The organism is Curvibacter gracilis ATCC BAA-807 (genome assembly GCF_000518645.1).
GTDB classification, from domain to species: Bacteria; Pseudomonadota; Gammaproteobacteria; order Burkholderiales; family Burkholderiaceae_C; genus Curvibacter; species Curvibacter gracilis.
Genome location: NZ_JADZ01000057.1, coordinates 1 through 9939 on the forward strand (window position 1 = coordinate 1; position 9939 = coordinate 9939).

A 9939-nucleotide genomic window follows, 5' to 3' on the forward strand; every position below is an offset into this window, starting at 1 on the left:
TTCCTTATGCGGAAGGGTTGAAGATGGTCTAAGCGGCTGGGGTCTGGTCTGCTCACCGTCACCCCTGCCGGGGCATCGCCTCATCACTGAAGCAACGCCTATATTCTACCCGTCAAACTATTGACCGTCAATAGATATTGGCGTTTATTTGCTTTCATTGTGAAAGCAAATAACACGCAAGCGCGGACTTTCGCGCGCGAAAGTCACCGCAGGGCGAAGCCAAAACGGTTGTAGAGGTAGAGGCCAGCGAGCGTCAGCGCCCCGGCCACGGCTGCACCGCCCAGGGCGTGCCACCAATCGCGGCCACTCGGCCACGTCGCCAGCAGGCATTGCACCGCCAGGAGCTTCAGGCCAAGGCTGGGCCACGCCAGAGCGGGCCAGCCAGCGGAATGCCACAGCAGGCCGGCGCTCAACGGGATGAGAAGGAACGGCGCGAGGGCCACGGGAACCGCATTCCACCAGCGCAGGCGCATGAACAGCACGCGCCCCAGCAGCAGCTCCCCGTCAGGCATCCGGCGCGGCAGGATCGACATGGAAACCGGGCGCGCACCAAACAGCCAGCCGGCCATCCAGTGCATAGCCTCATGGGCCAGCGTGCCAGGCAGCGCGGACAGGGCGTACAGCCACGTCCAGCGCCGAACGGTGCGGGTCGCCACCAGCATGACCGCGAAGCTGGCCAGATGCAGCCACGCGGAGCCGATCATGTCTTGTCAGCCTTCTTTGCGGTGAAGCCCCGGATGGTCGCCTCTTGACTGGCGACTTGACTGCGCAGCGCGTCGAGTTCCCCTGTCACCCGGCCAAGTTGGGCGGCCGCATCGCGTGCCTCTTTGCGCGCCTCGTCCAGCTCGGCCTCCATGCGCTGCTTGGAAGTCTCCAGCTTGCCGATGACCTCCACGCTGCGCTGCTTCTGGTCGTGCAATGCCTGCTGGTGAGCATCTTTCAGTCGCCCCACCTCGGCATCATGCTGGGCACGTTGAGCAGCCGCCCCTTCGGCGTGCTCTTTCCGCGCCGCCGCCAGCTCGGCCGCTCCTTGATCCTGCACTCGCGCAAGTTCACCGCGAACTTGGGCCAGCTCGCGCTCCAAGTCTGCCGCTTGCTGGGAGAGTCGGGCCACGTCCGCGCGCTGGGTGGAAAGCTCGGCTTCCACCGTCCGGCGCGCAGCCTCCGCTTCATCACGCCGCGCACGCTCGGCCTTCAGGTCGTCATGCACCTCATTGGCCCGCTTCTCCAGCTCTGCCGCCCGTGCTTCACCAGCCGCAGCCCGTTCGGTTTGCGCAGCCACGTCGACTTGAAGGCTGGCGAGTTGGTCGGTCAGCTCGGCGGCTTGCCGGCGTGCTTCATCGCGCTCGTCCTCTCGCTTCTCGGCCAGGGCCAGCGCCTCCGCTGTCTCGGCTTCGAGTTCCTGACGCACCCGCTCCAGGGATTCACGCTCGGAGGCCAAGCGGCCATTGGCAAGCTCTAGGGCCACGCCCCACATGTCCGAAGCCCAGCCCTGCACCTTGTCGAGCACAACCTGGGGCGCGGCCTCGCGTACCGGCTCGGCCGACTCGGCAGCCTTGCGGCGGGCCTTCCAGGCGCGCAGCACCGGGCCGATGGTGGCGTAGCTGCCGCCCTTCGTGCTCGTCCACTTCGCCAGCAGTTCGCGCACCGTCTCGTTCGTCGGGCGCATCCCCTCTGCCGCCAGTTGTTCGGCGGCTTTACAGATCAGTTCTTCCGTGATGATCGCTTCGCTTGCCATGACAGGCTCCTTTCGGTTGATTGTGTTGTTTGTTGTTGTATGTTGTATTTTACAGCAAACAACAACAAACGCAACAGGCGAAGTGCCGGTCGGGATCGGCCGCCGTCGCCCTTGCCTTCGGCGTGCCGGCGTCGAGCTGGTGGTGGAAGCAGGTCGGTGGCCACCTCGGCGGCCGTCCTTCTGGAAAAGCCCCCGATAGACGAATCGGGCGCGTCGGCCCGAGCCTCGAATGGCTCCAGGCCGGGAAAAATGGGCAAGTTAGCCAGGATCAGGCCGATTTCATGCGTGCTGGCACTCGAATTCGACCGCCAAGCCCCGGAAACAGAGCCTTCGCGGGCAGTGATTCGTCTATCGTGTTCACTTTCGCCGGCAGGCATCCGGCTCGCATCGAGGCGGCCGCCGTAGGGCAGTGGCTGGCCAGCGGTTCGCATGAGCTGTTCAGCAAAAAAATCGACCGCACAGAACGCGCTACAAGCGATTTTTCCGGGTGTCCGAGGGGTCAGGGCTGGCCAATGGTCAGAAAACGCCGTAGCGGGCCTCCTGCGCGGCCATTTCAGCCCTTTTAAGCCGTCATGCCCATCGCGGAAGGCTTCGCCCCTCCCTTTTGAAGACTTTTTGACGGTTGTGTGGCAGGGACGGTCTTCCACGGCGCGCAGCGCGCCCGGTTGAGCGGCCGGCGCGGCCGTAGGACGCGGCGGGCGTGATTTATCCGGTGTCTTAGCGCCCGTAGGGTGCCCCGCTTGCGGGGCAGGTCAGGACGGCCGCTTGCGGACGGCCTGAGCCGCTTAGACCGTGGTTGCAGGGCGGTGGAGCACCCCCGCCCGGCGCAGCCGGGCTTTGTAAGCACTCGCGCCAAGGGCGCGCACGACTTGGGGTGAGGCCGAAGGCCGAGGGGCAAAGCCCCTGGGGGGATGGGAGGACGGCGAAGCCGGCCGGGAGGGTTCGAGAAGGGGGGGCACCCCCCCTTCGGCGGCGTTAAAACGTTAAATAAGAAGGCGTTAAAACGCGCGCGCGTGTTACGCTGTGGATAAGCTGTCGTAAGTCCTTGTCGCGTAAGACTTTTTCTAAGTGGCATGTACGCCGATAGACGAGAAAGCTGTACGCCGATAGACGAGAAAAACGTACCGCGATAGACGAGTGTTTGTACGTCGATAGACGAAACGGCCGGTTTTTCTGTGGATAAGTAGCCAAATGTACGCCGATAGACGAGTGTTTTTGGCAGTATCGGATGCTTTCAGCGTGGCAGCAAAAAAGGCGTTTTCGGATGCTTCCGGGCTAAAAATCCAATGCTGACGCGGGTTTTTCGGTAGTTTTGTCGCACAGGGGTGTGCGGTGATAGACGAGTAAACCGTACCGCGATAGACGAATTCGCGCAGTTTGGCAAGAAGGCGAAATGTACGCCGATAGACGAGTCCGGGCCGGCGCTGGCCAGGGGGCCACGATGGGCGGTTGAGGCTCTGCCGGTGGTCAAGCTGGGGCAGTGCGGCGAGCCTCTGCATGGGCGTCAGGTCAGCTTTTTTTGCAAGAAGTAGGACACCCAGGACAGCTTGCCGGCCTTGTTGGCCTCGCATACCAGTTTGGCGTTATCGCGGGTCATGATGACCAGTTTGTTGGGCTTCACGGACTCGTCGAGGAACATCCGGTAGTCGGGCAATGGGTCGCGCTCCACGATTTCCTTGATCTCCTGCTTGAAGCGGCGCAAGGTCTGCGAGCTGCCCGTTTTCTCCAGCAGCAACGGCAAGCTGATTTCCCACCATGCCTTATCGCCGCAGTGCTTGCGGGCCAGCTCGTACAAGCGGCGTTCCAGGGCTTGGCCAAGGCTGAAGTAGTCTGGGTGTAGCGTGAGGATGTCGAAGTCCATTGCGGCCCGGTAGAGCCATTCAGAAATTGTCAGTTCCAACTCCAGCGCGCCCTTGCCGTTCTTCGTCCAGGTCGTCACGCGGTAGTCTTCGATCAAGCCGAAGCCTTCGAGCTGTTCCTTCTCGTTCGTCTTGACGTTCGTTTCAATGGTGGTGCCCTTCAAGCGCCGGCACATGTCCACCACGCGCTCGTAGGCCGCGCCTCCGGTGCTGCGGCGCGTTCCCAGCAGAAACGGGTACACGTCCACGCGGACACGGCGCGAAACCTTGATGCCAGCATCGTGCCCTCGCACGATCTGGCTGATGCAGTAGATCAGGATGTCTTTGTCGAAGACTGTAGCCGCGCCCACAGCGGACGGGATGATGCGAATGCTCCGGCCTGCACGCGAATAGACGCGGATGCGCGTGTCGCGGTTCTTTGACAGGGAGAAGATGGGGTACTCCATTGAGGACACATCATCTTTAACGGGCCAATCATGGATCGCCTCAAGCACCACAAACAGGTCAGGTTGCACGGCGCTGGCCAGGATGTTCCCACTTGCCGGCTCATCGCCTCGCCCAAGTGGAAAAAGTGTTGCGCTTTCGCTGTCTGTGTTATGATGGGACATTCATTGCTCCTTATGTGTCTCTTGCTGCCAAGCGGGTTGATCCGTTAGGGGTTGATGATGGTCTTTGAAGTGCCCGGCCTGCTCGCCGGGCATTTTCTTTTGTGCTTTCTGATTCATGCCGTGGCATGGTGCTGGCCAACTGGCTGCACCGCCAAGCGAAGGCCCAGCGCCTTGAGCACGGCCGACAGACTGCGCAGCTCCGGGTTTCCCTGGGGCGACAGCGTGCGGTAGAGCTGGTTGGCATTCAGCTCGGTTTCCTTGGCGATAGCGCGCACGCCACCGCGCGCTTGCGCCATCTGGCGCAGCGCCACCAATAGATCGGCCGGTTCTCCATCCTGGAGAAGCTGGTTCAGGTACTCGGCCGCAAAAGCCGGGTCTTCCTTGAACAGCTCGGCCATCGCTTCGTCGTGGCTTCGATCCTTCATGCTGACCTCCGTTGCCAATCTTTCCAATACCCAATGGCGCGCTCGATGTCCGCGTCCTGGGTGCCTTTGTCACCGCCGCACAACAGCAGAACCACTACCGCGCCCGCCATCGCGTAATAGACGCGGTAGCCGGGGCCTTGGTCGATTCGTAACTCCCACACGCCTTCACGGCAGGGCTTGTGATCGCCAAAGTTGCCCGCCTCGATGCGGCCCACGCGCTTGACCACCTGGCCCTTAGCAATCGGGTCGCGCAGCTTCTTCAGCCACTCTTGAAACGGGTCGTGCTCGTCCTCGGTGATGTAGTGCCGAACGGTGAACATGTCCATATTATCGTTTATAAACGACAAAGACGCAAGGGAGCACCCTGCGCCTCGTCTTGGTTGATCGCGTAGGTCATGGCGCGGCCACCAAGAGCTTGGCGGCCTTGCGCACGGCGTTCGTGGCCTTATCCAGCACCTCGGCACATCTGGCCGCGTCGTCGCACCCTTTCATTGCCTCGGCCAAGGCGGCCAGCTCCAGGGCCAAGGTTTCAGGAAGATCTAGCTCCACGCGAATGGAACTCACGCCCGGCGTCGTGGTTTTCTTGTATGCCCGCTCGATAGTGGCCACGGCTCCGCTGACACGTTGCTTGCTCATACCGTACTCGGTGGCCACGTCCACCTGGGCGCGTCCATCCACCAGCACGGCGCGCGCCATTTCACGGGCTTGGTCGCCCATGCGGGTGTCGGCGGCAGCGCGGTCAAAGGCTTGCGGGGTAAGGCGTTTCAGTCTCATTGGGGCCGTCCGGTGCATCAGCGCGGTTTCGCGCGCGAAAGTTGAAAGAGAGGCGGCCAGCGGCCGCCTTCATGGGGAGGTCAGAAACGCCAGCCTTCCGGCATGTCGGGAGAGGCATTCCGGCCAGCGCCCTCGATGTCGGGATGCAGTTCTTCCCACAACTGCGCCGGCGTCTTGTCCTTCAGCTCGCCCTGGAGCTTCTTCAGATACATGACAGCCCGCTCCGGGCCGATGCCTTCCAGCATCGGCAAGGTCATGGCCAGGAATCCTTGCCACAGCACCCACTCGGTTTCGTGCATGTTGTGGCCCAGCGTGGTCATGTGGGTTTTCATGCTGAAGAACTGCGCCTGATTGGCTTCGCCCCACTCGAAGGTTTCTTCCCGCAGCGACAGCAGCTTTTCGTTGGCCCGCTCCTTTTCGGCAGCGGCCTTCTGCTCCGGGGTCAGCTCCATCGTCGGGAGGGCTTGCTGGCCGCGTCCCGAGGCGGCGGACGGGGCCGGCGCGGGGCCTTGGCCGCCATCCTCGTCCTGGTCGCCGGCATCAGCTCCAGCAGCCGCACGCTCGGCATCCCGCTTGCGCTGTTCTTCCAGCCATGCGGGGGTCTTCTCCGGGGCCTTGTCGCCGGCCTTCTTGGCGTTGTCCAGCTCGATGCGGCGCTGGGCCAGATCGTCTTGCTGTTGCTTCCATGCCTTCATTCTGGCCAGCGTGTTACGGGCTTCGTCGCGCGACAAGGGCAAGCCCTCGTTCATACGGTGAGAGAGGCGCGAAAACTCGGTGTGCGTGTCCTCGATGTCGTAAATCTGGTTGAGGCAGTGCAGCACCTCAAAGTCGCCGCACAGATCGTTCTCCAGCAGCTCGCGCACCGGGTCAGCATAGCGGCGCACAGCCATGCGCTTGCTAACCCATGCCTCGCCACGGTTCCAGATCGTCATCGCTTCCTTGGTGCCGTACAGCTCCACGTCCTCGATCACGCCCATTGCTTCCTCGTAGGCGGTCAGGTCGTCGCGGTCGTTGTTCTCCGTCACTTGCAAGCGGCGGATTTGCAGCTCGGTCAGCCCCTTCTTGATGATGACGGGCACCTTGACCAGCCCAGCCAGCGGCGCGGCGCGGTAGCGGCGCTCCCCGACGATGATCCGGTAGCGGCCGTCAGCTTCTTCATGCACCACCAGCGGCTCAATGATGCCGTTCAGCTTGAAGCTCTCGGCCAGTTCCTCCAGGTTGCGGAACGTCTTGCGAACCTGCTTGACGCTGTAGATGCGCGCCAGTTCGATTTCGGCGTCGGCCGGCTGCGCCGGCTTGACGGCGATCTGAGCCACGGCGGACAGCTTGCCCAGGTTCAGGCCGGGCTTTTTGTTGGTTGCGGTTGCGGTCATGTCCTTGTCCTTTTAGATCGCGGCTTTGTCGAAAATCTGGTTGCACACCGCTTTCATTTCGCGGGCGGCCAGGATTTGGCTTTCGCCGCTTTGCACGCGCCACACCGGCCGATCCTTGGCGTACTGCGTGGCTGCGCGGTCGTAAAGCACCCCTTCCATCACCACCTCGCCCAGCTCGTCGCGCAGTTGCTCCAGGGCGTTGCGGTCGAAGGCGCGGCGGGTATTGACGCGGTTGGCCAGCAGGCCCAGCGTCACAAGGTCGGCGTTCCATTCCAGTTGCTGCACGCGCGCAATGTCTTCAAACAGGTCGCCCAGGCCGTCGATGGCGTCTTGATCCATCGTGCAAGGGCATACCACGAAGTCAGCGGCGATCAGCGCGGCATACAGCGGATTGCCCAGCGTCGGGGCCGTGTCGATGATGCACACGTCGAAGTCTTTGGCCAGCTTGGCCAGCGCAGCGCGCGGGGCGTGCAGGTCTTCCAGCGGGCGGCTGGCCACGTCCACCAGTTCGCGGTCAGCGGCCACCAGCGCGGCGGATTCGCTGCACGGAAGCGGTTGCAGCTCGATGGCGTCTCCGTCGAACAAGGCGCTGCCGGTCAGGGATTGCAGCTCGTCGCCCTGGTTGCCCACGGTGCGCTCGCGCAGTGCCCGTAGGGTCTTGCTGAAGTTCTTTTGCGGATCGAGGTCAACGCACAGGACACGCAAGCCGCGCTCGATGGCGAAGAAAGCCAGGTTGCGGGCAACGGTGGTCTTGCCGACTCCGCCCTTCTGGTTGGCGATAGCGATGGTTTTCATGATCGTTCGTCCTTTCCCTGGTTGTCGATCAGGCCGCCACCGACACGTCGGCAGGCTGGAAGCACAGCTCGAAATTCACCATGACTTGCAGCCAGTTCATAGCGAACATGTTGATCTGGGCGCGGCGCGGATTCACCGCACTGCCGCCCGTGTAGATCACCTGATAACCGAAGGTGTCTTCCATCTCCAGCACCTCGGCCAGCTTGTTGGCCATATCCACACGCAACTTGAGCCACGGCGCAGGCATTACCGCGCCCTTCTTCTGGTTGTCGTCGGCCAGCTCGATCAGGCGCATGTCACCCTCGACGGCCGCGATGTGGCAATACACGGCCATGTCGTCAGGGATGCGCGGCGGGGCGCAGAAAACCGCACCAGCGTGGGCGGATTGCAGGCTGGGGATCAAGTCGGCCAGTCGGTCAAAGAGGCGGGCATAAACGGTAGTACGCATGGTCAAAGCTCCTAAGTCATGTTGATGATGGTCTTCGGTGGATCGTCCCTTTCGCGTGCGAAAGATCGGTTCAGCGCCCCACTGTCTGCTCACAGTTGTTTCCGGGGTTCATCGGCCGTCCATCCGCTGCCGATGAGTTGAATTCTACCATGAAACTATTGACCGTCAATAGAATTGAGCATGTTTTTTTCCAGTCCGCATAAGTCGATCAGTTCGGCCACGGAAAACTTGGACGGCCCAGCAATGGCGGTCAGAATCCGGCGCAGCATTGCCGGTGCATTGATCTGCTGGAGACGCGGCGCAGCCGTGGCCACCAGCCGCGCCCGGCCCTCGGCGTACTCCAACTGGCAACCCTGCATCGCGCTGGCCAGGAAGAAGCCTTCGAGGGTTGAAGCCTCCAAGGCCAAGTCGTTGAAGGCGTCCCCACCCTTGGCGCGCACGTAGCTGTCCGGGTCGTGGTCGCGCGGCAGGAAAAGGAAACTCACGTCGGCCGCGTCGGTGACATGAGGCAGGCACACGTCCAGGGCGCGTGCAGCCGCCCGTCTGCCGGCGTCGTCTCCGTCAAAGCAGAAGATCACGCGCTTGGCCAAGCCCAGCAGCCGCTCCACATGCTGGCCTGTTGTAGCTGTACCCAGCGTGGCCACGGCGTTCTGCACACCATGTTGGGCCAGACTGACGACATCCAGGTATCCCTCCACCACGTAGGCCGTGCCGGTCGCGGTAATGGCCTCGGCCGCCTGGGTCAGACCGAACAGCACGCGCCCCTTTTGGAAGACTTCGGTTTCCGGGGAGTTGAGATACTTTGGCCCGTCGCCTTCGAGCACGCGGCCGCCGAAGCCGATAACGCTGCCGGCGTCATCGAGGATGGGGAACATGATTCGGTCGCGGAAGCGGTCATAACGCCGGCCGCCGTCGTTGACCGCTACCAGCCCAGCCTTCTCCAAGGCCCGGTCGTTGTAGTTCGGGAATGCCTCGCGCAGCGCCTGGAAGCCGGCCGGGGCATAGCCCAAGCCATAGCGTGCCGCGATGTCACCGCGCAGCCCGCGCGATTTCAGGTAAGCAACCGCGCGCGTAGAGGCACGGAGCTGGCCACGGTAAAACGATGCGGCTTGTGTCAGGTGGTCGATCAGGATGTGGGACATGGTTCAAGCCTTCGGGATGTTGAGAGAGAGGCGGCCGGTGTCGTACATGTGCAGCATGGAGAGGAAGTAGCTCGGATCGGCAGGCCACTTGCAGCCCTGCCAGTACGCCAGCAAGGCCCCGCGCACCGGCTCCTGGTAGCCGTTGAGACGCCGCCGCGCCTCGCGCCACTTGTCGGCCCGGCGCTTGCGGTCAGTGGCTTGCTGACGCTCCCATTGCAGCCGGCGAGTCGTCATTTCCTCGTCCACGTCGATCTGTTCGGCCGCCACTTGGTCAGCGAACAGAGGAAGGGCCTCGCGCTCGGCCGTCTGCTTGCGCGCGAAAGCGGCACGCTTGCGCTCGGTGTCACGGAATTCGTACTTGCCGAAACGATGGAAGCGCATGACAGGCCCTCAATGGTTCCAGTGCTTCCGGCCGTACTTGCGCCCGGCGATGGTGATGCGGTCTTCGGCGTCGATGGGCACACACTCGCGGCCGCCATCGGCACGCAACACGGTGCATTGGCCAGCCTCGCCGGTCACGGTGGAGTCGAAGCCGCACACATAGAACACCCAAGGGCTGTGCTCGTCTTCGCGGAACTGAGCGAACCCGTGGAAGTCCCGCTTCAGAGCCACGCCGCTCCGGGGAACATCCGGGCCAAAGTCGAAAGCGCCTTGATCTGCCATGCTGAAACTCCTACTCAACCAATGCCTATATTCTACCCGTCAAACTATTGACCGTCAATAGTTTGTGAGAGGAAAAAGCCTGATTTTTCGCGGGTTCCGGGCTTGTGTTTCTTC

Annotated in this window: 13 protein-coding genes; all 13 read right to left on the reverse strand. The window is 62.6% G+C overall.

The features are described from left to right. Window positions 1–203: 203 nt before the first annotated feature. The 13 genes from L880_RS0125170 to L880_RS0125225 all read right to left on the reverse strand — a co-directional run bounded on the left by L880_RS0125170 (window position 204) and on the right by L880_RS0125225 (window position 9825). Window positions 204–704: a hypothetical protein gene (locus L880_RS0125170; protein ID WP_013723327.1), complete on the reverse strand. Its 501-nt coding sequence runs from the start codon at window positions 702–704 to the stop codon at window positions 204–206. Beyond that, complete coding sequence (locus L880_RS0125175; protein WP_004637284.1) at window positions 701–1738, reverse strand: DNA-binding protein; 1038 nt, start codon at window positions 1736–1738, stop codon at window positions 701–703. The genes L880_RS0125170 and L880_RS0125175 overlap by 4 nt, the downstream gene beginning before the upstream one ends. Then, window positions 1705–2385, reverse strand: coding sequence for a hypothetical protein (locus tag L880_RS35920; RefSeq protein ID WP_157463067.1), 681 nt, complete (start codon window positions 2383–2385; stop codon window positions 1705–1707). The genes L880_RS0125175 and L880_RS35920 overlap by 34 nt, the downstream gene beginning before the upstream one ends. 857 nt (window positions 2386–3242) lie before the next feature. Then, on the reverse strand, window positions 3243–4205 hold the full coding sequence (locus L880_RS0125180) for a replication initiator protein A (protein WP_013723326.1): 963 nt from the start codon (window positions 4203–4205) through the stop codon (window positions 3243–3245). Window positions 4206–4318: 113 nt separating this feature from the next. Further along, window positions 4319–4630, reverse strand: a complete 312-nt coding sequence (locus tag L880_RS0125185) for an addiction module antidote protein (RefSeq protein WP_011811068.1) — start codon at window positions 4628–4630, stop codon at window positions 4319–4321. Beyond that, window positions 4627–4956 carry a type II toxin-antitoxin system RelE/ParE family toxin gene (locus tag L880_RS0125190; RefSeq protein WP_043330649.1) on the reverse strand — a complete coding sequence of 110 codons (330 nt, stop codon included), beginning with the start codon at window positions 4954–4956 and terminating at the stop codon, window positions 4627–4629. Before L880_RS0125190 ends, L880_RS0125185 begins: the two co-directional genes overlap by 4 nt. Before the next feature lie 67 nt (window positions 4957–5023). Next, window positions 5024–5404, reverse strand: coding sequence for a TrfB-related DNA-binding protein (locus L880_RS0125195; protein WP_027477978.1), 381 nt, complete (start codon window positions 5402–5404; stop codon window positions 5024–5026). Window positions 5405–5484: 80 nt separating this feature from the next. Continuing rightward, window positions 5485–6777, reverse strand: a complete 1293-nt coding sequence (locus L880_RS0125200; protein WP_027477979.1) for a ParB/RepB/Spo0J family partition protein — start codon at window positions 6775–6777, stop codon at window positions 5485–5487. A gap of 12 nt (window positions 6778–6789) precedes the next feature. Continuing rightward, a complete protein-coding gene (locus tag L880_RS0125205) occupies window positions 6790–7572 on the reverse strand; it encodes a ParA family protein (RefSeq protein ID WP_027477980.1) in 783 nt (260 codons plus the stop codon). A gap of 28 nt (window positions 7573–7600) precedes the next feature. Beyond that, window positions 7601–8020, reverse strand: coding sequence for a hypothetical protein (locus L880_RS0125210; protein ID WP_027477981.1), 420 nt, complete (start codon window positions 8018–8020; stop codon window positions 7601–7603). 155 nt (window positions 8021–8175) lie between these two features. Next, window positions 8176–9162 carry a DNA primase gene (locus L880_RS0125215; RefSeq protein ID WP_027477982.1) on the reverse strand — a complete coding sequence of 329 codons (987 nt, stop codon included), beginning with the start codon at window positions 9160–9162 and terminating at the stop codon, window positions 8176–8178. A gap of 3 nt (window positions 9163–9165) precedes the next feature. Beyond that, the gene (locus tag L880_RS0125220) at window positions 9166–9543 is read right to left on the reverse strand and encodes a hypothetical protein (protein ID WP_027477983.1); all 378 of its coding nucleotides are present in this window, start codon (window positions 9541–9543) and stop codon (window positions 9166–9168) included. A gap of 9 nt (window positions 9544–9552) precedes the next feature. Next, window positions 9553–9825 (reverse strand): hypothetical protein, encoded by a 273-nt coding sequence (locus tag L880_RS0125225; RefSeq protein WP_009242148.1) that lies wholly within the window; start codon window positions 9823–9825, stop codon window positions 9553–9555. Window positions 9826–9939: the final 114 nt, after the last annotated feature.

What these genes read in the sequence shown, in the direction of transcription:
- L880_RS0125170 (WP_013723327.1), bottom strand. Translation starts at nt 704, where the DNA reads ATGATCGGCTCCGCGTGGCTGCATCTGGCCAGCTTCGCGGTCATGCTG.
- L880_RS0125175 (WP_004637284.1), bottom strand. Translation starts at nt 1,738, where the DNA reads ATGGCAAGCGAAGCGATCATCACGGAAGAACTGATCTGTAAAGCCGCC.
- L880_RS0125180 (WP_013723326.1), bottom strand. Translation starts at nt 4,205, where the DNA reads ATGTCCCATCATAACACAGACAGCGAAAGCGCAACACTTTTTCCACTT.
- L880_RS0125185 (WP_011811068.1), bottom strand. Translation starts at nt 4,630, where the DNA reads ATGAAGGATCGAAGCCACGACGAAGCGATGGCCGAGCTGTTCAAGGAA.
- L880_RS0125190 (WP_043330649.1), bottom strand. Translation starts at nt 4,956, where the DNA reads ATGGACATGTTCACCGTTCGGCACTACATCACCGAGGACGAGCACGAC.
- L880_RS0125195 (WP_027477978.1), bottom strand. Translation starts at nt 5,404, where the DNA reads ATGAGACTGAAACGCCTTACCCCGCAAGCCTTTGACCGCGCTGCCGCC.
- L880_RS0125200 (WP_027477979.1), bottom strand. Translation starts at nt 6,777, where the DNA reads ATGACCGCAACCGCAACCAACAAAAAGCCCGGCCTGAACCTGGGCAAG.
- L880_RS0125205 (WP_027477980.1), bottom strand. Translation starts at nt 7,572, where the DNA reads ATGAAAACCATCGCTATCGCCAACCAGAAGGGCGGAGTCGGCAAGACC.
- L880_RS0125210 (WP_027477981.1), bottom strand. Translation starts at nt 8,020, where the DNA reads ATGCGTACTACCGTTTATGCCCGCCTCTTTGACCGACTGGCCGACTTG.
- L880_RS0125215 (WP_027477982.1), bottom strand. Translation starts at nt 9,162, where the DNA reads ATGTCCCACATCCTGATCGACCACCTGACACAAGCCGCATCGTTTTAC.
- L880_RS0125220 (WP_027477983.1), bottom strand. Translation starts at nt 9,543, where the DNA reads ATGCGCTTCCATCGTTTCGGCAAGTACGAATTCCGTGACACCGAGCGC.
- L880_RS0125225 (WP_009242148.1), bottom strand. Translation starts at nt 9,825, where the DNA reads ATGGCAGATCAAGGCGCTTTCGACTTTGGCCCGGATGTTCCCCGGAGC.